This window comes from Xanthomonas floridensis (genome assembly GCF_001642575.1).
Classification (GTDB): Bacteria; Pseudomonadota; Gammaproteobacteria; order Xanthomonadales; family Xanthomonadaceae; genus Xanthomonas; species Xanthomonas floridensis.
Window position 1 is genome coordinate 23,826 of sequence record NZ_LXNG01000023.1, and the last position, 25,007, is coordinate 48,832.

Genomic DNA, 25,007 nt, shown 5'->3' on the forward strand with positions numbered 1-25,007 from the left:
GCCTGCGGGAGAAGGTGGCGCGCAGCGCCGGATGAGGGACACGCTCCTGCTCTGCAGCGCATCCCGAACAGCCAGCGCAACATCTTTGCGAAGGTAGTCACCGCTGGTGTCAAACGGAGAGCGCGTCCCAACGAAACTTGCAGCACCCCCCATCCGCCCTGCGGGCACCTTCACCCGCACGCGGGGGAAAGGAAGCGTTGCCTGCGCCCATCGCCGATCCGACAGCGCGCCCGTCAGCCCCAGCCCTTCTCCCGCCTGCGGGAGAAGGTGGCGCGCAGCGCCGGATGAGGGACACGCCCCTGCTCTGCAGCGCATCCCGAACAGCCAGCGCACCATCTCTGCGAAGGCAGTCACCGCTGGCGCCGAACATAGCGCGTGCCCCAACGCAATCTGCGGCGCAAACTGGATGGCATGCATCGGATCTCACACGGCGATGCTAGTGTGCGCAGCTTCTGCGCGACGATGCCAAGCGATGCCCAAATCCGCTGTCCTGACCGAAGGCCCGATCGGCAAGAACCTGCTGTTGTTCGCGTTGCCGATCATGGCCGGCAATATCGCGCAGTCGCTCAACGGCTCGGTCAACGCCATCTGGATCGGCCGCTATCTGGGCGAAGAAGCGCTGACGGCCGCCGCCAACGCCAACAGCATCATGTTCTTCCTGATCGGTTCGGTGTTCGGCATCGGCATGGCGTCCACCATCCTGATCGGCCAGGCCATGGGCGCACGCGACATCGCCCAGGCGCGCAAGGTGATGGGAACCAGCGCGAGTTTCTTTGGCGGTCTGTCGGCGGTGATCGCCGTGCTGGGCTGGTTCCTGGCGCCGCATCTGCTCACCGCGATGGGCACGCCGGCCGCCTCGCAGGCGTTGGCCGAAGCGTATCTGCGGGTGATTTTCCTGGCGATGCCCACGCTGTACCTGTTCGCGTTTCTGTCGGCGGCGCTGCGCGGCACCGGCGATGCGCGCACGCCGTTCCGTTTCCTGTTGCTGTCGGTGCTGCTGGATATCGTCTTCAACCCGCTGCTGCTGTTCGGCATCGGCCCATTTCCCGCGCTGGGCATCGCCGGTGCGGCCTGGGCCACGCTGATCGCGCAGGTGGTCGCGCTGGTCGGGCTGCTGGTGTATCTGCGCCGGAAACGCCACATCCTGTGGTTGGGGCGGCGCGATCTGCACCTGTTCCGCATCGACACCACCATCCTGCGTGCGCTCATCGTCAAGGGCGTGCCGATGGGGCTGCAGATGGTGATGATCTCGCTGGCGATGATCGCAATGCTGTCGCTGGTCAACGGCTTCGGCACCGACACCGCTGCCGCGTACGGCGCGGCGCTGCAGCTATGGAATTACGTGCAGATGCCGGCGATGGCGGTGGGCGCGGCCTGCTCGTCGATGGCTGCGCAGAACGTGGGCGCCGGCCTGTGGGCACGCGTGGATGCCACCGCCCGCACCGGGGTCGCCGCCAACTTCCTGATGACCGGCCTGCTGATCGCGCCGTTGATCCTGTTCGACCGCTGGACCCTGGCGCTGTTCCTGCCCGAAGGTAGCGCCACCCTGGAGATCGCGCGCCATCTCAACCACATCGCCATCTGGTCGTTCCTGCTGTTCGGGGTGAGCTTCGTGGTGTCGGGTGTGGTGCGCGCCACCGGCGCGGTGATCCCGCCGCTGCTGATCCTGGCGTTTTCGCTGTGGGGGGTGCGGGTACCGCTGGCCAATGCCCTGCTGCCGCATCTGGGCGCCGATGCGGTGTGGTGGAGCTTCCCGATCAGTTCCACCTGCTCGATGTTGCTGTCGCTGGCGTATTACCGCTGGGGCGGCTGGCGCAAGGCCCGCATGCTGGCCACCCCGACTCACCCGTCCGCGCTGGCCGCCGCCGCCGAAGTGCCGGCACATCCGGCCTCGCCGGTCGCCGACCCGGCGCCGATCACCGACCCGGCACAGCCGCCTGCGCGTTAGCGCCTGCGCCGCCGGCAGCTACCTGGGCGTCGCCGGCCGGTATCGAAAAGGTGCGTTCCTGCCGGTGTATAAGACACATTCCTGTCGATGTAGGTCGCCGACCGCGCCGTGGTGTTGATGAACCCGGAAGTGTCTTCGGTGCGCGATTCCGACCGCATCATCGGCCTGCTCGATTACAAGACCCGCAAGGCCGAGGAAGGCAAAACGGTGCTGGCGTTCCTGCAGTCCGCAATCTGCAATCCGCAGAGCGTGCGGCACGAGCACACCAGGATGCGCACTCATGCCGTCGACATAGCGATGCCGTACGCGCCCGCTGGAAACGCGCATGACCGTACATGGACCAGCAAAGCCTGCCCCATCCTTGGACCGCAACTCTGCAAAGCCGAGGCGTTTCTCGCATGCCTCAGACGCGGCCTCCCTGCTTTTGACGGCGTTGCCGCCTCGGCGCGCTCGTCCTCGATAGCGGGTACGTGGCACTGAGCTTGCTGCAGTGCGCAGCGGGAGTCCCTGGCAATCCTGGTCGACAACGGCACTGGCCAGGCGGTGTCGGCCAATGCCTGGCGTTGCAGGCGATCCGGGAGCCAACCCGGCCCATCGAACCCGGACCATATCGTCAGAACGCAGACGGCCGCCCGAAGGCGGCCGTCTGGCAGCAGCAGGTCGAATGACCTGCCAGCGGTGTGGCTTACTCGGCCTTGGCAGCAGCCTGGCGAGCGGCCTTGGCCTGTGCAGCAGCGGCCAGATCTTCCTTGATGCGGGCAGCCTTGCCTTCCAGACCACGCAGGTAGTACAGCTTGCCGGCGCGGACCTTACCGCGGCGCTTCACTTCGACCGAGTCGATGATGGCGCTGTGGGTCTGGAACACGCGCTCGACGCCGAAACCGTGCGAGATCTTGCGCACGGTGAAAGCGGAGTTCAGGCCGGCATTCTTGGTACCGATCACCACGCCCTCATAGGCCTGCACGCGCTCGCGGTTGCCTTCCTTCACCTTGACGTTCACCACAACGGTGTCGCCCTGGTTGAATTCCGGCAGCTTGCGCTGGATCTGGGCGGCTTCGAAGTCAGCCAGGATGGTCTTGTTGAGTTTGCTCATGGTGGGCACCGCGTGTCTGGTGATATTGGACCGGCAGTCGCCGCACGGCGATTGCTCGAGGTTCGTAGGAGGGCCAGACGCAAGGCTGGCCAGCAAGCCGCATATTGTACCCCAATCAAATCTTCAAGGGCTAGGGGTGCGCCCTTATTTCTTGTCGCCGGGCTTATCGCCGCCTGGGTCGAGTTCGCGGCGAAACTCTTCCAGCAAGCGACGATCGTGCTTGTCCAGCCCGGCCTCGTCCAGCAGGTCCGGACGACGCAGCCAGGTCCGGCCCAGCGATTGCTGCCGACGCCAGCGCGCAATGGCCCCGTGATTGCCCGACCGCAGCACCTCCGGCACATCGCCCCAGGCATGGCTGGACGGGTGGCTGTAGTGCGGGCAGTCCAGCAGGCCCTGCGGCCCTTCGAAACTGTCCTGGGCGGCGGATTCGGCGTCATTCAACACCCCGTCCTGCAAGCGCGTCACCACATCCACCAGAACTGCCGCACCGAGCTCGCCACCGGACAGCACGTAGTCGCCGATGGAGATTTCCATATCCACCGCCTGGTCGAGGAAGCGCTCGTCCACGCCCTCGTAGCGGCCGCACAACAGCACCATGCGCGGCAACTGCGCCAGCTCGCGGGCGAGCGGCTGGGTGAGCGGCCGCCCCTGCGGGCTGAGGTAGATCACCGGTGCAGGACGTGGGTCGGCGGCCTGCACCGCGTCCAAACAAGCCCGCAACGGCTCGATCAACATCACCATGCCGGGCCCGCCACCGAACGGACGATCGTCCACCCGGCGGTAGTTGCCCTGCGCATGATCGCGCGGATTCCAGCCCTGCAATTCCAGCAATCCACGCTCCTGCGCCCGCCCGACCACGCCGAACGCCGCGCATTGCGCGATGAATTCGGGGAACAGGCTGATGACGTCGATGCGCACTGGGGAATCGGGAATCGGGATTGGGGAATGGGTAGAGCAAGAGCGGAGCCGATGCACCGCTTTGATCAGAAATCCGGATCCCAGTCGACCACGATCAGATTGGCCTCGAAATCCACCGACCTGACGAAGTCCGGCAACACGAACGGAATCATTCGCTCGCGATCGCCGCGTACCACCACCACGTCATTGGAACCGGTGGAAAACAGGTGCGACACCGTGCCCAGCTTGACGCCTTCGACGGTTTCGACCTGCAGGCCTTCCAGATCCACCCAGTAATACTCATCGGGCTTGGGCGGCGGCAATGCACTGCGGGGAACAAAGATCTCGGTCCCGTGCATGGCTTCGACGGTGTCGCGGTCGGTGATATCGGGGAATACCGCAATCAGATTCTTGCCCTGATCGCGTCCACGTACCCCGCTGAGCACCGATTCCTGGCCGGACGGCGAACGCACGATCCACGGTTGATAGCGGAAGATCGCACTGCGCGGTTCGGTCCAGGATTCGAGCTTGAGCTCGCCCTTGACACCAAAAGCGCCGACTATCCTGCCTAACAGGATGCGGCGCTCGGTCGGCTTCATCTGTGTCGACTCTGGGCCAGGCAGCGATGCCTGGCCCTCAAGATCAGGCCGCAGCGGCCTGGGACTTGGACGCTTCGCGATACAGGTTACGCACCTTGTCGGTCAGCTGTGCACCATTGCCAACCCAATGGTCGACACGGGCGATATCGAGCACGATGCGCGGTTCGGCGCCCTGCGCAACCGGGTTGTAGTAACCCAGACGCTCGATGTTGCGGCCGTCGCGCGCGCTGCGCACGTCGGTCACGATGATGTGGTAGAACGGACGCTTCTTGGCGCCGCCGCGGGTCAGTCGAATCTTGACCATGGTGTCGTTTTCCTGAGTTGCCCAGTCGCCAGAGTGGCGCGGTAAGCCGGCGATTATAGCGGGCCGCGCCAGCGAAGCCAAGCCACCCCGCGCAACTGCGTCAGATCACTCAGATCCCTTGCCAGGCATGGGTTTGCAGGGCCCGCGCCAGCAGCGGCAGTTGCGCCGCATGCGGACCCCAGCGTGCCGGCCCCAGCGCGACAATGGCCTGCTGCCCACGTGCATTGCAGGCAAATGCGCCATCGAAACGGTCCAGCTCGCCGAGCTCCACCGGCCGGCTCACCTGGGCGATGCCCAAGGTTTTCAGGCCGGACTGCAGCAATTGTTGCCGCGTGCCCAGCAGCGTCGGCCCCTGCGGCCACACCACTGCGCCGCGCTCCCACAGCCCCAGATTCCAGAACGCCCCCTCCAGCACCCTGCCCTGCCGATCCTGCAGCACCACATCGTCGTGGTCCGCCTGCATGGCCAGGCGGCGCAGGTGCAGCAGCGGAAACGTGCCGACATGCTTGAGTTCCGGCCGTTCGCGTACGTAATCGGTCACCTGTACGCGCAGACCGGTTTCGGGCATCTCCGCCGGCGGCGAGATGGCGACCAGCACATCCAGTGCGACCTCGCGCAAGGGGTTGCGGAAATCGTAATCGGGCGCGAACACGGTGACGCGCAGGCTGGCATCGGCCATCGCCGATGCTGCCAGCGCGGCACGCAGGTGCGACCGCAGCTGCTGCGGTTCCAGCTCTTGGCCAAACAGCGCGCGAGTTCCCTGCTGCAGGCGCTGCAAATGCAGATCCAGCCCCAGCGTGGCGCCGCTGCGGACCTGCAACGTGGTGAAGTGGCCGTAGTTGATCAGCGCCGCGGCGCCGAGTTGCTGCGCGCTGGCCGGTGCGCCGTTGCAGAAGATCAGCGACATAACAGTGCCTGCGCCTGCTCCCACCACTGCGTGACCAGTTCGCCGGCCGGTTGCGCGGGCGCCATCCAGGCCGACTGCCCGGCCCAGGCCTGCAGTGCGTCCAGGCGGTTGTCGTGGACGGCGGCCTGACGCATCGGTGCAGTCAGCGCGCGCTGCACCGGATACGGTGCCGGCGACGGTGCATCCGCCGCGCTGGCGGCCTGCACATAAGGCGTTGCCAGCGCGCGACCGAGTCGCCCGGAGAATGCGCGAGTGGGCTGGGTCTGCTCGGGCTCGGACGCGGCCAGCGCGTTGGCCCAGGCGCCGGGCAGTGCCGCTTCGGGCGTGCGCAGCAGGCCGGTGCCGATCTGCACGGCGCTTGCGCCCAACGTCAGCGCCGCGGCAATGCCGCGCGCGTCGGCGATACCGCCTGCGGCGATCACCGGGATATCCAGCCGATCGACCAGCCGCGGCACCAGCGCGAACAAGCCGGTCATCTGGCGCTCGGCCTGGCCGGCAGCGAACGCGCCGCGGTGGCCGCCGGCTTCCGCGCCCTGCGCAACCACCGCATCGGCGCCGGCATCCTGTGCCGTACGCGCCTCCTGCAGGGTCGTGGCGCAGGCGAACCAGGCAATGCCGGCCGCTCTCAGTCGCGCCACCTGATCGGGACGAAACACGCCCATGATCGAGGAGGCCACCGCCGGGCGGGCAGCGAGCAAGGCGTCGAACTGGGCATCGAAGTCGGCAGGTGCAGCGTCGCCAGCCGAGTCGGGGATGGGCGGACCCCATTGCGCGAGAAACGCACGCACACGCGCTTCCGCTACCGCATCGCGCGCGGGCACCGGGTCAGGAATCCAGAGATTGATCTGTGCAGGGCCCGCACTCACCTCACCGAAGGCGGCCATCCACGCAACGATGTCCTGCGGCTGCGACAACACCGCCCCCATCGCCCCCATGCCACCGGCGTTGGCAACCGCCGCCGACAACGGCACCGGGCAGGCGCCGGCCATGGGGCTGAGCAGGATCGGGACGCGCACGCCAAAGCGCTCGCAAAAATGGGCGACGTGTGAGTACGGGCCATCCGATGCGAGCGACTGTGTCATGACGACCTCAGCGATGGCCTTCGAGGAGTTGCACGATCCTGGGCCACTGCATCTGCCACGCCAGGTCGAGCGCACTCTTTCCCGAGGGCGTGCGTAGGGACGCATCTGCGCCGTGCTTGAGCAGCAGCGAAACCGGCCGGTAATTGCCAGCCTGGGCCTCGCGCTGCAATAAGGTCCAACCCGCATCATCGCGAAAATGCACCATGTCGGGCTGATCGCGCAGGGCCTGATCGAACTGGGGCCCCATGCTTTCACTCATCGGATGCTCGCGCTCGGACGGATCCCGTTCCGCTGCGGCAGGCTGTGCCGGCTTGCGACCAACTAGCTTGTCGAACAGGCCACCTTTACGCTCCTGCACAGGTTTAGGCACCAGGCGCACTTCGCCCAGCTCAGCGAAGTCCAGGCCCCACGCGACATCGTGCTCGATCTGTTCGGCCGGCGACATCGCGCGACGCATCGCATCGATGGTATGGCCACCGTAAGCCAGCCCATCGATGACGTACATCCAGTCTCCCAGTTCGCCGATCGGCGCAGACACCGCCTCCCCAGCGGATAGCCCCGAGATCCAAGCCGGTTTATTGACCAGCTTGCCGGACAGCTGGTCACCGTCGAACTGCACGTCCGATACCCACATGTGCTCATGCGAAGGCACACCAACCGCGGATGCGTCGGTGGCAAACGGCAGTTTGATCGCTGCCAATGACAACGCCGGCACGATCCGGCGATATTCCCAGGACAGTTCACGCCAGAAAAACTTGAACGTCGCGCGCGCATCGACGTACGCCGCCAACATCGCGGCATCGTCCTGGGCGGAGTACGTACGGCTTTCGGTCATCTGTCCATCTCGAAGTAAGCGCCGCTGGCCACGCCAGGCGAACGTTGGTCGGCCGCCGGCACGAGGCAGGCGCTAGCGCGGCATGGCGGCAGTTTTCAACACCTGAATTAAGCCGACCCGCGAAGCGGGTTCGGCTTGAATGAATTGTTAGGCCCCGGCTGCATTGGTACGCAGCCCTGACTGTGGGTCTATGTAGCGGTCCCGTAGCTCTGGGACCAGAAGCACAACGCGCTCACCTATAAATCTTGAAACCTCATCAAACGACATACCTGAGAGCGTGGCCGCTCGGACCCGAAAGAGCGGATCAGGAAACTGCTGAGAATCCGGGTGCATGAACTCAAGACTGTCTGTAACGACAGACCACTTGACGCGTAGATCGCTGGTGAGTGGATCGCGACTGCTCATGTCCGACTGATCATTCCTTTCACAGTTGCTGGGCTATCTGATGTGGGGCCTAACAGCACTTCGCTTCGACGACCAGCTCCAACGTGCGCATGAGCGCCTCGCATTCGCCTGCGCGCGGATTGGTGCCATGCAGCTTGATCGCTGCGACGCAAAGTACCGGCAATCGCACCAAGCCCATCCTTTCTCTGCCCTGCGTGACGTTGCGAATGCACCCACTGCACGCAGTTATCGCGTCGCGAGCGAATGAGCAGACTCAGCGGAACGGCATGCCGCGGCCGCCCATGGCGCCCATCATGCCTTTCATGTTGCGCATCAGGCCCTTCATGCCGCCGCCGGCCAGCTTGCCCATCATCTTTTCCATCTGCTGGTACTGCTTCATCAACTTGTTGACGTCGGCCGGCTGCATGCCCGAGCCGCGGGCGATGCGGGCGCGGCGCGAGCCGTTGAGCAGGGCCGGGTTGCGGCGCTCTTTCTTGGTCATCGAATTGATGATGGCGATCATGCGCGGCACTTCCTTGCCGGTGACCTGCTGCTTGACGTTGTCCGGGATCTGGCCCATGCCCGGCAGCTTGTCCATCAGCCCATGGATGCCGCCCATGTTCTGCATCTGCTCGAGCTGCTCTTTCATGTCGTTGAGGTCGAACTTCTTGCCCTTGGCGACCTTGGCGGCCAGCTTTGCGGCCTTTTCCTGGTCGACGCTATGCTCGACCTGCTCCACCAGCGACAGCACATCGCCCATGTCCAGGATGCGGCTGGCGACGCGATCCGGATGAAACACATCCAGGCCGTCGGTCTTTTCTCCGGTACCGACGAACTTGATCGGCTTGCCGGTGATGTAGCGCACGCTCAGCGCGGCACCGCCGCGGGCATCGCCATCGGTCTTGGTCAGCACCACGCCGGTCAGCGGCAGTGCCTCGCCGAACGCCTTGGCGGTGTTGGCCGCGTCCTGGCCGGTCATCGCATCGACCACGAACAGGGTCTCGGTGGGGTTGACCGCGGCATGCAGCGCCTTGATCTCGTCCATCATCGCCTGATCGATCGCCAGGCGGCCGGCGGTATCGACCAGCAGCACGTCGACGAACGACTTGCGCGCATCGCTGATGGCCGCGCGCACGATGTCGACCGGCTTTTGCGACGCATCGGAGGCGAAGAACAATACGCCAACCTGTTCGGCCAGGGTCTTGAGCTGCTCGATCGCGGCCGGGCGGTAGACGTCGGCCGAGACCACCATGACCTTCTTCTTGCGCTTTTCCTTCAGGTGCTTGGCGAGCTTGCCGACCGTGGTGGTCTTGCCCGCGCCCTGCAGACCGGCCATCAGCACGATCGCCGGTGCCGGCACGTTGAGATTGAGGTCGGTGGCGGCCGCACCCATCACGGCGGTGAGCTCGTCGCGTACCACCTTGATCAGGGCCTGGCCCGGGGTCAGCGACTTGAGCACTTCCTGGCCCACTGCGCGCACCTTGATGCGCTCGATCAGCGCCTGCACCACCGGCAGCGCGACGTCGGCTTCGAGCAGCGCGATACGCACTTCGCGGGTCGCTTCGCGGATGTTCTCCTCGGTCAGGCGGCCGCGGCCGCGCAGGCGCTCCATGGTGCCGGAGAGACGTTGGGTAAGGGACTCGAACATGCGCAAGGGACCGCGAAGGGGAAACGGGCGTCGATTATAGCGGCACCGGCCAACGCCCCGCCCCAACCGACCCGCCGCGCGCCTGGCGACACCATCCCGGCGGAGCAGCCCCGCGAACGCGCGACAGTGCGCAGACCAGCACTCCGGGGGCCCGCGAACAGCAGGAGCAGCACAACCAGACCAGTCTGTCCCGCCCGTGCGCCGCCGGTGCGGGCCCGGTGCCGTGAGTGCCGTGCTGCGCCTCACTCGCCCGGGCGCCTCCATTCCCCCGCCTGCCACTGCTTCTCTACCAGCCCCAGCCCACATGCCCCGCGGCCGCCAGCTTTTCCCGATTCCCGATTCCCGATTCCCGATTCCCGATTCCCGATTCCCGATTCCCGATTCCCGATTCCCGAATCCCGAATCCCGAATCCCAGCCTCCAGTATGCGAAACTTCCACGATGACAATCGTTCTCATCGCGTTCGCCCTGTACCTGCTGGCTGCGGCCCTGCTCACCCGTGCGGTGATGCGCGATGGAAACCAGTCGCCTGCGCGCTGGCTGGCGCCGGCGCTGGCAGCGGTGGCGCTGCATGCCGGCTACCACGTACTGGTGGCGTTCCGCACCGCCGGCGGGCCGGACATGCACTTCTTCGCAGCGCTGTCGCTGACCGGCCTTGGCATGGCCGGGCTCACCGCGGTGTTCGGCGGGCGCGGCAGGACTGCGGCGGTGGGCGTGGTGGTGTTCCCGTTGTCGGCGATCCTGCTGGCCTGTTACCACGCCTATGGTCACGAGCCGAGCGCGGACCTGGGCTGGCGGCTGGAGCTGCACGCCTGGATGGCCTTGCTGGCATACGCCACCCTGGGCATCGCCGCGTTGCTGGCGATCATGTTGTGGCTGCAGGAGCGCGCGCTACGGCGACGCGACTTCCATACCTGGCTGCGTGCGCTGCCGCCGCTGACCGAGCTGGAAACCTTGCTGTTCCGCACGATCACGGTCGGCTTCGTGTTGCTGAGCCTGACCCTGCTGACCGGCCTGCTGTTCGTGCAGGACTTTCTGGCGCAGCGCCTGCTGCACAAGACCGTGCTCAGCATCCTGTCGTGGGTCGTGTTCGGCGCGCTGCTGGTCGGCCGCTGGCGCAATGGCTGGCGTGGCACCAAGGCGGTGCACTGGACGCTGACCGCAATGGCGCTGCTGGTGTTGTCGTTCTTCGGCAGCAAGTTCGTGATCGAGCTGGTGCTGGGGCCGCGCTGATTGCGATGACGCCGAGTGACCGGCGGTCACCGTGGACAGACGCAGCCACTAGCCATCCAATGCAGCACTGACCACCTCCCACGGCTGCTCCGGGCCCGGGCTGGCAAAGCGATACGCGATGCGGCGGCGATAGACCTGCCCGGGTCGCAGGATGGTCGAAGGAAACTGCGGGTGATTGGGCGCATCCGGGTAATCCTGCGGCTCCAGGCAGATGCCGCGCCCCAGCCCCGGGTGATGGGCGTCCAGATGCTGCCCCTCGTAGAGCTGCACGGCCGGCGCATCGCTGCTGATGCGCATCGCCACTCCGCTGTGCGGTGAGTACAGCTCGGCGACGCAGCGCGCTCCTTCGGCCAGCACCAGGCACTGGTCATAGCCTTTGCCGAGCACGATCTGCGGGTGCGCCGGGTCGATCCGCTCGGCCAGCGCGGCAGGCGTGCGGAAGTCAAACGGGGTACCGGCCACCGCGGCAATCTCTCCGGTTGGGATCGATTCGGCATCCACCGGCAGATAGCGGTCCGCCGGCACCCGCAACACCTGCAGTGCGGCACGCGTCTGGGGGGCACCGGACAGGTTGAAATAGGGGTGATGGGTCAGGTTCAACGGCGTGGCGGCATCACAGCAGGCCTCGAAGTCCAGCTGCAGCGTGTCGCCATGCAGGGCCAGCCGTGCACGCACCTGCAGGTTGCCGGGATAGCCTTCTTCACCGTCGGGCGAGTCGTAGCCAAGCAGCACCTGGTCGACGGCTTGCTCCAGCACGCTCCAGACCCGCCGGCCGAAACCGCGCAGGCCGCCGTGCAACTGGTTGCGCCCCTCGTTGGCTGCGAGCACGTGCGTCACCCCATCCAGGGTGTAGCGCGCACCGGCGATGCGATTGCCGAAGCGACCCACCAGGATATTGAGGCTGTCGCCATCGGCCGCGTAGGCAGACAGGTCCGGCAAGGCCAGCAGCAACGGAACCACGCCCTGTGCGGTGGTCAGCCGCAGCGCATGCAGGATGCCGCCATAGGTCAGCACTTCGGCCTCCAGCCCTGCATCGCTGCGCAAGGTGAGCGCGTGGACCTCGACTCCGTCTGGCAACTGCCCGAACACTCGCTGCATGAATCGCCCCGCCGCTGTTGGAAGCCCGCGAGCATAGCCGCCTGGCGCCGTCACCGGCCATGCGCTCGCGCACATCCTGGCCGGCCGAACACTGCTGCCGGCACGCAGCAGCACGCGCACGCGGCAGTGCTCGCCTTCCGGTCTAGCGCCGCAGCGACAGACCGCCACGCACGCACTACCCTACCGGCGCGCCCGCTGCGATGCCAGCGCACGCCCTCGCCTACCGACCCCAGGAGCGCCCAGCCGATGCAGTGGATTTCCCTCGCGTTGCAGACCTCACGCAGCAGGCTGCTGCCCACCATGGTTGCGGTCGCTGCGGCGATCACTGCATTGGCGGCCTCTGCGGCCGAGGTCAAGGTGAACGGCACGCTGCACGCCGACCAGCCTGGCGCGCAGGTGTCGCGCCAGGTATTCGGACAGTTTGCCGAGCATCTGGGCACCGGTATCTACGGCGGCGTGTGGGTGGGCGAGGAGTCGCCGATTGCCAATACGCGCGGATACCGCAACGACGTACTCGCCGCGCTAAAAGCCATTGCGGTGCCGAATATCCGCTGGCCGGGCGGCTGCTTTGCCGACGAATACCACTGGCGCGACGGTGTCGGCGCGCCGGCCAAGCGCCCGATCCGCGTCAACACCCACTGGGGCGGCGTGGAGGAATCCAACCGGTTCGGCACCCACGAGTTCATGGACTTCACCGAACTGCTCGGCACCCAGGCGTACATCGCCGGCAACGTGGGCAATGCGGCGCCGGACGAGATCGCGCAGTGGACCGAATACATGACCGCCCCCACCCGCTCCAGCCTGGCCAGCGAGCGCCGCGCCAATGGCCGCGATGCGCCCTGGCAGATGCCCTACTTCGGTGTGGGCAACGAGCTGTGGGGCTGCGGCGGCAACATGCGGGTGGAATACGCGGCCGACGTGTACCGGCGCTACCAGACCTTCGTCAAGGCGCCGGCCAACCAGAAGATCCTCAAGATCGCCCCCGGCCCGAACAACGACGATTACCACTGGACCGAGGTGATGATGCGCGAGGCCGGCACGCTGATGGACGGCCTGAGCCTGCATTACTACACCGTGCCTGGCGGCTGGCCGCCGCGCGCCTCGTCCACCGATTTCGACGAGGCCGCGTGGATCGACACGCTCTCGCGCACCCTAGTGATGGACGAGCTGATTACCAGGCACAGCGCCATTATGGACAAGTACGATCCGGCCAGGAAAGTCGCGCTGGTGGTCGACGAATGGGGCACCTGGTATGCAGGGCTGCCCGATGCGAACCCGGGTTTCCTGCATCAGCAGAACAGCTTGCGCGATGCGCTGGTGGCGTCGTTGAACCTCGACATCTTCAGCGCGCACGCCGAGCGCGTACGCATGGCCAACATCGCGCAGATGGTCAACGTGCTGCAGGCGATGATCCTCACCGACGGCGACAAGATGGTGCTGACGCCGACCTACCACGTGTTCGCCCTGTACAAGCCCTACCAGGACGCCACCCGACTGCCGCTCGACCTGCGCACGCCCGAGTATCGCCATGGCAGCGTGCAGGTGCCGGCAGTGCACGGTTCGGCGGTCAAGGCCAGGGATGGGCATGTGTATGTGGCGCTGACCAACCTGGATGCAACAAGCGCGGCTGACGTCAGCGTGGAGGTGCAGGGGCTGTCCGCACGCCGTGTCGAGGGACAGATTCTCACCGCCCCCGCGATCACTGCGCATAACACGTTCGCGCAGCCGCACGCGGTGGAACCGGCATCGTTCAAGGGGGCACGCCTGCAACGCAAGACGCTGACAGTGGCGCTACCTGCACGCTCGGTGGTGATGCTCAGGCTTGAGTGAGCCGCCATCAGCGAAGAATGGCGATCGCTGCGCAGCACGCTGCTGGAAATGGCTGGCTCGCGCTGGTCGCAGGGTCGCCACCACCCGGCGCGCATTGGTCATTCAACGCGCAGGCAACCCATTGCAACGGTGCACGCCGCGTTGCTGCACCGGCGGTCGAAGCTGACCTGGCACAGGCAACCCAGGAACGACTGACCCACCTGCGACGCAGACGCCCAGCGACCATGGCCAGAGCTTGGCGTCCTCGTAGCCTTCTCACGTACGTCAATTCCTGCGCATCGGCTACGCCCACCTGACGCGTGCCCGCTACGTTTTGTCGGCCGTTCTATCCCGGCGCCAACGCCGGTTCGGCTACCTGCCATTCCTGCGGCAGGCGTTCGACGATGTGGTCCATGAAGGCGCGCACCTTGGGCGTAAAGTCGCGGCGGTCGGCAACGCACAGGTACAGCCGTAGCGGCTCCAGGGCGACCTGGCCTGCGCTGGTGCTCTCGGGCAGGAATAACTGCTGCAGCTGGCCGCGCTGCAGGTACGGCTGCACCACGAAAGCGGCCACGCGCGTGATGCCGCCGCCAGCAGCGGCCATGGTGGCCAATGCGTCCACATCGTCGCTGACCATCGCCTGGCCCAGCTGCGGCTGGAAACGCACGCTGTCACGCACGAAGGTCCAGCGCAGGAAGCGGCCATCCACCGGATACCGCAACAGCAGGCAGCGGTGGTACTTCAATTCGTCCGGGCTGGTCGGCGTGCCGCAGCGGGCCAGATACGCGGGCGCGGCGCACACCACGAACGGCACCTGGGCAATACAGCGGGCCACCAGGCCGTCTTCCAGCTGCGCTTCGATGCGCAGGCTGACATCCACATTTTCCTGCGGGTGCTGCACCAGCCGGTCGGTGCACAGCAGCTCGATCTCCAACTGCGGATACCGCTGGTGTAGCGACGGCAACATCGGGGCCAGCACATGCCGGGCGAAGGCGGCGGTGCTGGCCACCCGCAGCCGCCCGGCGGGCGCCTGCTGCGGGCCGGCCACCAGTTGCCGCGCACGCTCCAGGTCGCGCTCCAGTTGGCGTACCTGCTCGAAGTACAGCGCGCCAGGTTCGGTCAATGCCAGGCTGCGGGTGGTCCGGTGCAGCAGGCGCACGCCCAGATGCTGCTCCAGCCGCGCAATGTTCTGGCTCACCGCCGCGGCGCTGATGCCAAGCAACTTGGCGCCGCCGGCAATGCTGCCGGCATCGACCGTGCTGACGAAACTGCGAATCGACTGAAGAATGTTCATCGATGGAGCACGTATTACCAAACAACTCGTAAGTAACGCTTACGGAAGCCGCAAGCTTACGCGATCTACCCCGCCCGCACCGGCCACCCTACAGTGCTGTCAAGGCGCTACTGCGCGACACCTCCAAGGTCACCCCATGAGCTCATCTCCGCCCTCCCCGGTCATTGCACGTCCACGCTGGAAACTGGGCGTGCGCGCCACGCCGTTCGTCTTCGCGTTCTACATGGCGGCAATCATGGCCCTGTTGATGTGCGTGGTGATCACCGCCGCCAACACCGGCCTGGCGCCGGGCTTCCAGTGGCGCGTGCTGGATGCCTACCGCATCGCGATGCCCACTGCGTTTTGCTGCGTGCTGGTAGTACGCCCGTTGGTGATACGGCTGGTGGCGTGGACAGTGCATCCGGTGGCCTGAGCGCTTCCGCTGCATCCGCTTGCCGCAAGGTCGGCACTGCCTGCAATCCCGCCGCACAGCTGCGGCGATGGTCACGCCCGGCTACCGGCATGGCCCAGCAGCGATCGCTGCCTCGCCGGCACACATGCCAGCCGGCTTCAGAGTGCTGGTGAGGTCGATGGTGACTGGCTGACCGGCACTTTGGGTGCGATTTGCCACGCATCGCTGGTGACTGTTGCCACGCAGCATGCACGCGCGGACGTTTGCGACCGGCGTCATGCCAATGATTGATTATTCCGGAATGAACGCCACGAAACTGAAACAGGCCGGACATTTGCTTTGACACTGAAGTACCTGCTCCGCAGCGTCGACTCTCCACGGGCCCCGGCCCACGCTTGGAGAAGCAGGCATGAAGTCCTTGGGCAGTGTGGCGATGCAGGTGGCGGTTGTGCTCGGCGTGGCGTTGGCGCCCGGTGCGCAGGCGCAAACCCTGGTGTGGGAAGAGAACTTCAACGGGCCGTCCATCGATGGCAACACGTGGACCTACGATGTTGGCAACGGCTGCCAGATCGGATTGTGCGGCTGGGGCAACGGCGAGATGCAGTACTACACCAGCCGCCCCGAGAACGCGCGCATCGACAACGGCCGGCTGGTGATCGAAGCGCGCCGCGAGGCTTTCCAGGGCATGCCGTTCACTTCGGCGCGGCTCAAGACCGAAGGCCGCATGCACTTCAAGTACGGCACGCTCGAAGCGCGCATCAAGACGCCGGTGGTCGGCAACGGGCTGTGGCCGGCCTACTGGATGCTGGGCACGATCGGCGTGTGGCCCGGCCGTGGCGAGATCGACCTGATGGAAGCCGGTATGGCGGCAGCGATTGCCAACGGCACCGCCAACCGCCGCATCGGTGCGGCCGTGCACTGGGACTACAACGGCTCGCAAGCCGACTACGACACCAGCTACACCCACCCGGTGAACCTGCACAACGACTTCCATGTGTACCGGCTGACCTGGGACCCGCAGTTCCTGCGCGTGTCAATCGATGGGCAGCAATACTTCGAATTCGCCATCTCCAACATCGAAGGCGCATCGCTGCACGAATTCCATCAGCAGCATTATCTGCTGCTCAATCTGGCCGTCGGCGGCACCTATACCGGCGTGACCTCGCCGGCGGCCGTCACCGCGCCGCTGCCCGGCAAGATGGAGATCGACTACATCCGCCTGTATCAAAACCCCGGATCGCAGCTGTACGTGGGCACGCAGCACGCCGCACCTGGCGGACGCTTTGGCGTGTTCACCGAGCAGACCGATACCAGCGCGCGGCTGACCTTCGGGCAGGATGCCGAACTGTATCTATGGAACAACCTCAGCCCAATCGCGCAGGCGCCGTTCGAGGGTGGCAGCGTCATGGCCTACCGCGCCAATGCCGGCGCCTGGTTCGGGCTGGGCATCCAGAGCGATTACCGCAATCTGGCCGCCTACGCCGGTGGCGCGCTCAAGCTGCACCTGAAGACGACCACACCATCCACTTTCAAGATCGGCATCAACACCAGTTTTGGCGATAGCTGGGTGGATTTCGTGGCCGGTGGCAACCAGTATGGACTGGTGCGCGATGGAGCCTGGCACGCGGTGAGCATTCCCTTCAGCGCGTTCTACGATCTGGACCTGCGGGCGGTGAAACAGCCATTCATGCTGGTAGCCGATCCGCCGGCAGCGCCGGTGGAGATCGCCATCGACAAGGTGTACTACCAGAGCCGCTGAACGCGGCGATGCATGTGCAGCCAGCGATCAGCGCTGGCCGCGGCACCGTTCGAAACCAGGATGACCCGGTGCAGGGAGGGGATGCAGCCGCTCAAGGCGCGGCGGCCGGCGGTGCTCAGGCGCTGGCGGCCACGCCCTTCAGCATGTCGATGAGCTGGCGCAAGCGATACGGCTTGGGCAGGAAATCGACCCGTGCCGGCAGCGGCGGCAGCTGCGCCTTGGCAAAGCCCGACGCCAGGATCACGCGCGCCTGCGGCAGCAGCTGTGCCACCTGCTCGCTCAGTTCGATGCCCGACATGCCGTTGGGCATGCGGATGTCGCTAAACACCACGTCGTAAGGGCCGCTCTCGCGCAGCATGCGCAACGCGCCGTGGCCATCGTCGGCGGTGTCGACACTGATGCCGGCATCGCGCAGGGCCTCGCCGATCAACTCGCGCAGTTCTTCTTGATCTTCCACCATCAGCAGGCGCAGGGGTTCAGTCATGCTCGGCCTCCTCGATGGCCGGGAGAAACAGGGTGACAGTGGTGCCGCGTCCTGGTGCGGTCTCGATCTCGGCAAAACCGCCGGACTGGGATGCAAAGCCGAATACCTGGCTCAATCCGAGGCCGGAGCCCTTGCCAACATCCTTGGTGGTGAAAAACGGTTCGCTGGCGCGCTGCGCCACGTGCACCGACATGCCCGGGCCGTCGTCGCGCACCGCAATGCCGACATAGCGACGCGCGGCGCCGTGCGGGTCCGATGGCGCAACGCGCTGCTGCACGTCGGTGCTCAAGATGATCGCGCCACCGTTGGGCATCGCATCGCAGCTATTGAACACCAGATTGAGCAGTGCCGATTCGAGCTGACTGGGGTCAACACACACATCCGGCAATGCATCGGGCAGCTGCAACGCCAAGCCAGTTCCCGCCGGGCAGGCGCGGCGCAGTAGCTCCAGTGCGCGCGTCACCACCGCGTTGGCGGCATGTCGTTCCGGTGCCAGCCGTTGACCGCGCGCAAACGACAGCAGCTGCCGCGTCAGCAAGGTGCCGCGATCCACCGCCGTCTGCGCCGCTTCCACCAGCATGCGCGTGCGCGCATCGTCGCCGGCGCGCAAGGCGATCAGGTCCAGGCTGGTCACCATCACCGTCAGCAGGTTGTTGAAATCGTGCGCCATGCCCAGCGTCAGTCTGCCCAGCGCTTCGATCTTCTGCGATTGCAACAGCGCGTGCTGCGCCTGTTGCAGCAGTCGCTGCGCTTCATGGCGGTCGGTGACATCGCGGGTGATCTTGGCAAAGCCGACCAGCACGCCAAATTCCAGCACCGGTTCGATCACCACGCTGGCCCAGAAGCGGCTGCCGTCCTTGCGCAGGCGCCAGCCTTCGGTGGCCAGGCGCCCCTGCTGGCGGGCAAGCTCGAGATTGCGCATCGGCTCGTTGCGCTGCACATCCTCGGGCAGGTAAAAACGCGAGAAATGGACGCCGAGCACCTCATCGGCGCAGTAGCCCTTGATGCGCTCGCCACCGGGGTTCCAGCTGCGCACATGCCCTGCGACATCGAGCATATAAATGGCGTAGTCGGAAACGCTCTGCACCAACAGCTGGCACTGCCGGCTGTCGTGGGACAGCGGCCCCGCGTTGTCGATGGCCGTCTGGGCATCCATCTGGCGATGTTCCCCGGAAAAGCGCGCGACCTTAGTGACGTGCACGTGAAGGTTGCGTGCAAGCAGTCACAGCCGCAAAAGCGTCAAAAACCCGGCGATTTGCGCGTGAAACTTATCGGCTACCATGACCGCCCTCCCAGTTTCGGTCCGCGCCTCATGCAGAACATCCCGACCACACGCGACCGCTGGATCTGGGTGTGCGCGGGGGCCTTGATGGCAGGGACATTGGGCGCAGAGCTGGTGACGCCGCTCGGCTATGCCGTGTGGCTGACCTACTTCATGGCCGTTGGCGTCACCGTGTTCCAGAACCGCCCGCAGGTTCCCATCGTGGTCGGCGTGCTGTCGTGCGTGCTGCTGGCAACCGGCTTTCATCTGGCGCCACCGAGCACCAATTCGAGCTTCTCGTCGATCAATCGCAGCATCGGCGGCGTGTCGTTCCTGGCGATGGCGCTGGTGGTGACGCAGGCGATTCGGGCGCGGCGCCAGGCCGAAGTGGCGCTGTGGCTGCAGCAGGCCGAAAACACCGTGGAAGCCAGCCTGCGTGGCGACCAGAGTCCACAAGACCTGGCCGATGCCGCGGTGCGCGCCCTGTGCGAGACGCTGGATGCGCAGGTCGGGGCCTTGTATCGCATCGAAGGCGATCGCCTGCGGCTGACCGGCGGCGCGGCGCTGCCGGTGGACATGCCGGCCTCGCTGCCAACCACTGCCGGCCAATGGGGCGAGGTATTGCAGCGGGCAGCGGTGCGCCGGGTGCGCGGCGTGGATGCCGGGCATCTGCAGATCGCCTCCGGTCTGGGCCAGAGCGCCTGCCAGGAACTGTTGCTGGCCCCGGTCACCGCCGATGGGCGGGTGATCGGCCTGCTGGAGCTGGGTCGTGTCAGCGATGCGCGCCCGGCCGCCACACGCGAGGAAGACCTGCTGACACGCTGTGGCGAAAACATCGGCCTGGCCTTGCGCACCGCGCTGCTGCGCGCGCAGTTGGTGGCCCTGCTGGAAGAAACCCAGCGCCAGAGCGAGGAACTGCAGACGCAGCAGGAAGAACTGCGCGTTGCCAACGAAGAACTGGAAGAACAAAGCCGCAGCCTGCAGCAGTCGCAGAGCGATCTGGAGCAGCAGCAGGCCGAGCTGGAACAGATCAACGTGCAGCTGGAAGAGCGCACTCAGGCGCTGGAAGCGCAGAAGCAGGCCTTGCTGGTTGCGCAGAACCAGCTGGTGCGCAATGGCAATGAGTTGGCGACCGCCTCGCGCTACAAGTCCGAGTTCCTGGCCAACATGTCGCACGAGTTGCGCACACCGCTCAACAGCGCGCTGATCCTGGCCAAGCTGCTGGCCGACAACAAGGACGGCACGCTCAGCGCCGAACAGGTGAAATACGCACAGGCGATCCTGTCCTCCAACAACGACCTGCTGGCGCTGATCAACGACATCCTGGACCTGTCCAAGATCGAGGCCGGGCATGTGGAGCTGGCCGATGAAACCGTGGACACCGGCAGCATCGTGCAGCGGCTGCGCGCCACCTTCGAACCGCTGGCGCGGCAGAAGGGCCTGACCCTGGAGATCGAAGCCGAGGTCGGCGCCCCCAGCCAGCTGGTGGTCGACAACCAGCGCCTGCAGCAAATCCTCAAGAACCTGCTGGCCAACGCGGTCAAGTTCACCGAGCACGGCAAGGTGCGTCTGTCGATCCAGGCGCATACCGCCGGGCGGGTGCTGTTCAAGGTGGAAGACACCGGCATCGGCATTGCGCGCGAGCAGACCGAGGTGATTTTCGAAGCATTCCGGCAGGCAGACGGCAGCACACGGCGGCGCTATGGCGGCACCGGCCTGGGGCTGTCGATCTCGCGCGATCTGGCGCAACGCATGGGCGGCAGCATCCGCGTGGACAGCGAGCCAGGACGCGGCAGCTGCTTCACGCTTGAGCTGCCCACCGACGGTGCACCGGCAGAAGGCGTCACCACTCCTGACACCGACCTTGCTGCCACTGCACCAGCATCGGCAGCCGGGTCTGCGCAACGCCCGTACGCGGGCCTGGCGAGTGCAGCGCAGTTTGGCAACGCCAGTACCCCCGCGCTCACGCCGCCGTTGCCGATTCCCGCCGCCGGCGCCGCGCCACTGCAGCCTGCGCTGGACGATCGCGATCAGCGGTTGCGGCCGGGCCGCCTGATCCTGGCGGTGGAAGACGACACCCGCTTTGCGCAGGCGCTGGTCGATCTGGCGCATGAACTGGACTTCGACTGCGTGGTGGCGCCCAGTGCCGAAGAGGCATTGCGCCTGGCTGCCGAACTGCGCCCCAGCGGCATCCTGCTGGACATCGGCCTGCCGGATGCCTCCGGCCTGAGCGTGCTCGAACGCCTCAAGCGCGACCCCGCCACCCGCCATATCCCGGTGCATGTGGTGTCCGCACTGGAACGCAGCCAGATTGCACTGGAACTGGGCGCGGTGGGCTATCTGATCAAGCCGGCCACACGCGACCTGCTGGCCGGTGCCATCCGCCAGCTGGAAGAAACCAACGAACGTGCAGTGCGACGCCTGCTGATCGTCGAGGACGACAGCGCCTTGCGTGCCAATCTGCAGCTGCTGCTGGCACGCGACCAATTGGAGATCGTGGCCGTGGGCACGATTGCCGAAGCGATGGAGCAACTGGCCGGCTCCACCTTCGATTGCATGGTCACCGACCTGGCACTGCCGGACGGCAGCGGCTACGACCTGCTCGAACGCATGGCCGGCAATGATGCAGTGGCCTTCCCGCCGGTGATCGTCTACACCGGCCGCGCGCTGACGCGCGACGAAGAACAGCGGCTGCGCCGCTATTCCAAGAGCATCATCATCAAGGGCGTGCGCTCGCCCGAGCGCCTGCTCGACGAAGTAACGCTGTTCCTGCACAGCGTGGAAGCCTCGCTGCCGAGCGATCAGCAACGCCTGCTGCGCGAGGCGCGTCGCCGCGATGCGGTGCTCGACGGCGCCACCGTGCTGCTGGCCGAAGACGATGTGCGCAATATCTTCGCGCTGTCCAGCGTGCTTGAGCCACTGGGCGTGACGCTGGAAATCGCCCGCAACGGACGCGAAGCGCTGGAGCGCCTGGCCACGCGCGACGTGGACTTGGTGCTGATGGACATCATGATGCCGGAGATGGATGGCCTGACCGCGATGCGCCAGATCCGCGCCAATCGGCAATGGCAGGATCTGCCCATCATCGCGCTCACCGCCAAGGCCATGGCCGACGACCGCGAACGCTGCCTGGAAGCCGGCGCCAACGACTACATCGCCAAGCCCATCGACGTGGACAAGCTGGTGTCGCTGTGCCGCGTCTGGTGCTCGCGATAATGAACCCGGTGGAACTGTTCGACCTGGAATTGCGGGTGCTGCTGGAGGCCGTCTACCAGCGCTATCACTACGATTTTCGCGATTACGCGGTGTCGTCGCTGCGCCGGCGCATGCGCCATGCGATGGCGCGCTTCGAGTGCGCGCGCGTGGCCGACCTGCAGCACCGCCTGCTGCACGAGCCGGATACCTTCGCGCAGGCGATGCAGTTCTTCACCGTGCAGGTGTCGGAGATGTTCCGCGACCCGGCGTACTTCCGGGTCCTGCGCGAGCATGCGCTGCCGGTGTTGCGTACCTACCCGTCGATCAAGCTATGGGTGGCCGGCTGCAGTACCGGCGAAGAGGTCTGGTCGCTGGCGATCCTGCTGCACGAGGAAGGCCTGCTGGAAAGAGCGGTGATCTATGCCACCGACATCAATCCCGAGGCGCTCACCATGGCCGAAGCCGGTGCCTACGGTATCGACCGGATTGCGCAGTTCAGCCGCAATTATCTGGATGCCGGTGGCCTGGGCTCGTTGTCGGATTACTACACCACCGCCTACGACGGCGCGGTGTTCGACCGTCGCCTGAAGCGCAACATCGTGTTCGCCGATCACAGCCTGGCCACCGACACGGTGTTCTCGGAAGTGCATCTGGTGTCCTGTCGCAATGTGCTGATCTATTTCAACCGCAGCCTGCAGGACCGCGCGGTGGGTCTGTTCTTCGAGGCACTGGTGCACCGCGGGTTCCTGGGCCTGGGCAGCAAGGAATCGCTGCAGTTCGGTGCGCATGCGCAGGCGTTTGAAACCTGCGCGCGCGAACAACGCCTGTATCGGAAGGCCGCATGAGCGCCCTGCCGGTGCAGCCGCGCTTCGACGCGGTGGTGATCGGGGCATCGGCCGGCGGGGTCACGGCGCTGCAGGCGCTGTTGTCCAGCCTGCCGGCCGCCCTGCCGATGCCCGTGCTGGTGGTGCTGCACCTGCCGCGCGACCGCGCCAGCCATGTGGCCGAACTGATGGATGCGCGCTGCGCGCTGCCGGTGCGCGAGGCCGAAGACAAGCAGCCGTTACTGGCCGGCACGGTCACCATCGCTCCGCCTGATTACCACCTGCTGGTGGAAAGCCGCGACAGCCTGGCGTTGTCGATGGATGCACCGGTGCTGTTTTCGCGCCCGGCAATCGACCCTTTGTTCGAGTCGGCCGCCGATGTGTTTGCCGAGCGCCTGCTGGCGATCCTGCTCACTGGCGCCAGCAGCGATGGCAGCGCCGGCGTGGCGGCCGTGCGCGCCGCCGGCGGCACGGCCTGGATCCAGCTGCCCGACGATGCAGCCTCCCCCTTGATGCCCGCCTCCGCGCTTGCCCACGCCGGCGCCGATGCGGTGCTGACCCTGCAGGCGATCTGCAGCGAACTGGAAACCTTTCACCCATGAACCTCACCGCGACCGGCCCTGCTGCGCCCGGCGACGAACCCGCCAAGATCCTGATCGTGGACGATGTGCCGCAGAATCTGGTGGCGATGGAAGCGCTATTGCAACGCGACGGCATCGAAGTGCTGTGCGCCGCCTCCGGTGCGCAGGCGCTGGAGCTGCTGCTCGAGCACGACGTGGCGCTGGCCCTGCTCGATGTGCACATGCCGGAGATGGACGGATTTTCGTTGGCCGAACTGATGCGCGGCTCGCAGCGCACCCGGCATGTGCCGATCATTTTCCTGACCGCTTCGCCGAACGACCCGATGCGCGCGTTCCAGGGCTATGAGACCGGCGCGGTGGATTTCCTCCACAAGCCCATCGAGCCGCACGTGATCCTGAGCAAGGTCAACGTGTTCATCGAGTTGTACCAGCAGCGGCGCCTGCTCAAGGCACGCAACGCCTCGCTGGAACGTGCACTCACGCTCAACGAAACCATGATGGCGGTACTCACCCACGACCTGCGCACGCCGTTGTCGGTGATTTTGTTGTGCGCCGACAAGCTCAGTCTGGACGTGGAGGCAGATGGTTCGGCGGCACGCACGCTCGACCACCTGGAAAACAGCGCGCGCCGCATGGCGCGCATGGTCGAGCAGTTGCTGGATTTCTCGCGCCTGCGCACCGATGGGTTGCCGATGCAGTTCGCCCCCTGCAATTTCGGCGAGGTGGCGCACGGCGTGGTGGGTGAGGTGGCGCAGGCCAATCCGCACACCACCATCGACCTGCGCACCGAGGGCGACCTGCACGGCGATGGCGACGGCGACCGGTTGGCCCAGGTGGTGTCCAACCTGGTCGGCAATGCCGTGCTGCATGGCGGCCAGCATCCGGTGCAGGTGCATCTGGACGGGCGCGAACGCGACACCCTGCGGCTGTCGGTACGCAATGCCGGGCATATCCCCGATAGCCTGATGCCGCGCCTGTTCGAGCCGTTCAAGGCCAGCTTCCATGCCAGCCAGGGACTGGGACTGGGGCTGTTCATTGCCGACCAGTTCGTCAAGGCACATGGCGGTACCTTGCAGGCACGCAACGAAGACGGCGAAGTGGTGTTCGAAGCCCGGCTGCGCCGCCACAACCTGGCGGCCTGACCGCCGCAGCGGTTCCGGCACCCGCACCGCACAGCGGATACCGACCGCATCCTGCAGGGGCGGCGCCCCGCCGATGGGTATCCCTGCCCGACCAGCGGAGTTGGGCGCTGTCATCGGCCAATCGAGCCTGCGCGTGCTGCCTGCAGCCGGCCGAGCGAGCGCGACAGGCGCTGCCCGTGGCACACGCTACGTGACAGCCAACTCGAGCAGTGCCGATCGGCCGCATGCGCCGTATGCTCG

The 25,007-nt window shown here is 66.1% G+C and carries 21 protein-coding genes and 1 pseudogene; 10 read left to right on the plus strand and 12 right to left on the minus strand.

The window, feature by feature from the left end:
• Nucleotides 1–472 precede the first annotated feature (472 nt).
• Together A7D17_RS13675 and A7D17_RS22935 are read left to right on the plus strand one after the other, a co-directional pair.
• Nucleotides 473–1,948: an MATE family efflux transporter gene (locus tag A7D17_RS13675; RefSeq protein ID WP_064509586.1), complete on the plus strand. Its 1,476-nt coding sequence runs from the start codon at nucleotides 473–475 to the stop codon at nucleotides 1,946–1,948.
• A gap of 96 nt (nucleotides 1,949–2,044) precedes the next feature.
• Nucleotides 2,045–2,170, plus strand: a pseudogene (locus A7D17_RS22935) (septum site-determining protein MinD); the annotation flags it as partial.
• 463 nt (nucleotides 2,171–2,633) lie between these two features.
• On the opposite strand, the gene rplS reads toward A7D17_RS22935, so the two are convergent.
• From rplS to ffh, 8 genes are all read right to left on the minus strand, one after another.
• Nucleotides 2,634–3,041, minus strand: a complete 408-nt coding sequence (gene rplS, locus A7D17_RS13685) for a 50S ribosomal protein L19 (protein WP_005989873.1) — start codon at nucleotides 3,039–3,041, stop codon at nucleotides 2,634–2,636.
• Nucleotides 3,042–3,185: 144 nt separating this feature from the next.
• Entirely contained in the window at nucleotides 3,186–3,959 is a 774-nt protein-coding gene (trmD, locus tag A7D17_RS13690; protein WP_064509588.1) for a tRNA (guanosine(37)-N1)-methyltransferase TrmD, read from the minus strand.
• Nucleotides 3,960–4,024: 65 nt separating this feature from the next.
• Nucleotides 4,025–4,537, minus strand: a complete 513-nt coding sequence (rimM, locus tag A7D17_RS13695) for a ribosome maturation factor RimM (RefSeq protein WP_064509589.1) — start codon at nucleotides 4,535–4,537, stop codon at nucleotides 4,025–4,027.
• Nucleotides 4,538–4,580: 43 nt separating this feature from the next.
• Nucleotides 4,581–4,841 (minus strand): 30S ribosomal protein S16, encoded by a 261-nt coding sequence (gene rpsP / locus A7D17_RS13700; RefSeq protein WP_029220601.1) that lies wholly within the window; start codon nucleotides 4,839–4,841, stop codon nucleotides 4,581–4,583.
• A gap of 109 nt (nucleotides 4,842–4,950) precedes the next feature.
• A complete protein-coding gene (locus tag A7D17_RS13705; protein ID WP_064509590.1) occupies nucleotides 4,951–5,748 on the minus strand; it encodes an aminotransferase class IV family protein in 798 nt (265 codons plus the stop codon).
• The gene (locus A7D17_RS13710; RefSeq protein WP_064509591.1) at nucleotides 5,739–6,830 is read right to left on the minus strand and encodes an NAD(P)H-dependent flavin oxidoreductase; all 1,092 of its coding nucleotides are present in this window, start codon (nucleotides 6,828–6,830) and stop codon (nucleotides 5,739–5,741) included. Before A7D17_RS13710 ends, A7D17_RS13705 begins: the two co-directional genes overlap by 10 nt.
• A gap of 7 nt (nucleotides 6,831–6,837) precedes the next feature.
• Entirely contained in the window at nucleotides 6,838–7,665 is an 828-nt protein-coding gene (locus tag A7D17_RS13715) for a DUF2314 domain-containing protein (RefSeq protein WP_064509592.1), read from the minus strand.
• Between the two features lie 658 nt (nucleotides 7,666–8,323).
• On the minus strand, nucleotides 8,324–9,697 hold the full coding sequence (gene ffh / locus A7D17_RS13720) for a signal recognition particle protein (RefSeq protein WP_064509593.1): 1,374 nt from the start codon (nucleotides 9,695–9,697) through the stop codon (nucleotides 8,324–8,326).
• A 440-nt stretch (nucleotides 9,698–10,137) separates the two neighbouring features.
• Between ffh and A7D17_RS13725 the strand changes: the two genes are divergently transcribed.
• Complete coding sequence (locus A7D17_RS13725; RefSeq protein WP_064509594.1) at nucleotides 10,138–10,929, plus strand: cytochrome C assembly family protein; 792 nt, start codon at nucleotides 10,138–10,140, stop codon at nucleotides 10,927–10,929.
• A gap of 48 nt (nucleotides 10,930–10,977) precedes the next feature.
• Here the strand turns inward: A7D17_RS13725 and A7D17_RS13730 are convergent, their stop codons facing one another.
• Nucleotides 10,978–12,027: an aldose epimerase family protein gene (locus A7D17_RS13730; protein ID WP_064509595.1), complete on the minus strand. Its 1,050-nt coding sequence runs from the start codon at nucleotides 12,025–12,027 to the stop codon at nucleotides 10,978–10,980.
• A 246-nt stretch (nucleotides 12,028–12,273) separates the two neighbouring features.
• On the opposite strand from A7D17_RS13730, the gene A7D17_RS13735 reads away from it, so the two are divergent.
• A complete protein-coding gene (locus A7D17_RS13735) occupies nucleotides 12,274–13,857 on the plus strand; it encodes an alpha-N-arabinofuranosidase (RefSeq protein WP_064509596.1) in 1,584 nt (527 codons plus the stop codon).
• 325 nt (nucleotides 13,858–14,182) lie between these two features.
• On the opposite strand, the gene A7D17_RS13740 is transcribed toward A7D17_RS13735, so the two are convergent.
• Complete coding sequence (locus A7D17_RS13740; RefSeq protein WP_064509597.1) at nucleotides 14,183–15,130, minus strand: LysR family transcriptional regulator; 948 nt, start codon at nucleotides 15,128–15,130, stop codon at nucleotides 14,183–14,185.
• Nucleotides 15,131–15,266: 136 nt separating this feature from the next.
• Between A7D17_RS13740 and A7D17_RS13745 the strand changes: the two genes are divergently transcribed.
• Together A7D17_RS13745 and A7D17_RS13750 are read left to right on the plus strand one after the other, a co-directional pair.
• Nucleotides 15,267–15,542, plus strand: coding sequence for a DUF2798 domain-containing protein (locus tag A7D17_RS13745; RefSeq protein WP_064509598.1), 276 nt, complete (start codon nucleotides 15,267–15,269; stop codon nucleotides 15,540–15,542).
• A gap of 388 nt (nucleotides 15,543–15,930) precedes the next feature.
• Complete coding sequence (locus A7D17_RS13750) at nucleotides 15,931–17,280, plus strand: glycoside hydrolase family 16 protein (protein WP_064509599.1); 1,350 nt, start codon at nucleotides 15,931–15,933, stop codon at nucleotides 17,278–17,280.
• 115 nt (nucleotides 17,281–17,395) lie between these two features.
• Here the strand turns inward: A7D17_RS13750 and A7D17_RS13755 are convergent, their stop codons facing one another.
• Both A7D17_RS13755 and A7D17_RS13760 read right to left on the minus strand, forming a co-directional pair.
• On the minus strand, nucleotides 17,396–17,764 hold the full coding sequence (locus tag A7D17_RS13755; RefSeq protein ID WP_064509600.1) for a response regulator: 369 nt from the start codon (nucleotides 17,762–17,764) through the stop codon (nucleotides 17,396–17,398).
• Entirely contained in the window at nucleotides 17,757–18,920 is a 1,164-nt protein-coding gene (locus tag A7D17_RS13760) for a PAS domain-containing sensor histidine kinase (protein ID WP_064509601.1), read from the minus strand. The genes A7D17_RS13755 and A7D17_RS13760 overlap by 8 nt, the downstream gene beginning before the upstream one ends.
• A gap of 156 nt (nucleotides 18,921–19,076) precedes the next feature.
• On the opposite strand from A7D17_RS13760, the gene A7D17_RS13765 reads away from it, so the two are divergent.
• Genes A7D17_RS13765 through A7D17_RS13780 form a run of 4 tightly spaced genes read left to right on the plus strand, consistent with a single transcriptional unit; the run spans nucleotide 19,077 to nucleotide 24,767 of the window.
• A complete protein-coding gene (locus A7D17_RS13765; RefSeq protein ID WP_064509602.1) occupies nucleotides 19,077–22,241 on the plus strand; it encodes a response regulator in 3,165 nt (1,054 codons plus the stop codon).
• On the plus strand, nucleotides 22,217–23,065 hold the full coding sequence (locus A7D17_RS13770; RefSeq protein ID WP_193395343.1) for a CheR family methyltransferase: 849 nt from the start codon (nucleotides 22,217–22,219) through the stop codon (nucleotides 23,063–23,065). Before A7D17_RS13765 ends, A7D17_RS13770 begins: the two co-directional genes overlap by 25 nt.
• The gene (locus A7D17_RS13775) at nucleotides 23,062–23,646 is read left to right on the plus strand and encodes a chemotaxis protein CheB (RefSeq protein WP_064509604.1); all 585 of its coding nucleotides are present in this window, start codon (nucleotides 23,062–23,064) and stop codon (nucleotides 23,644–23,646) included. Before A7D17_RS13770 ends, A7D17_RS13775 begins: the two co-directional genes overlap by 4 nt.
• A complete protein-coding gene (locus A7D17_RS13780) occupies nucleotides 23,643–24,767 on the plus strand; it encodes a hybrid sensor histidine kinase/response regulator (RefSeq protein ID WP_064509605.1) in 1,125 nt (374 codons plus the stop codon). The genes A7D17_RS13775 and A7D17_RS13780 overlap by 4 nt, the downstream gene beginning before the upstream one ends.
• The last annotated feature ends 240 nt before the right edge of the window (nucleotides 24,768–25,007 follow it).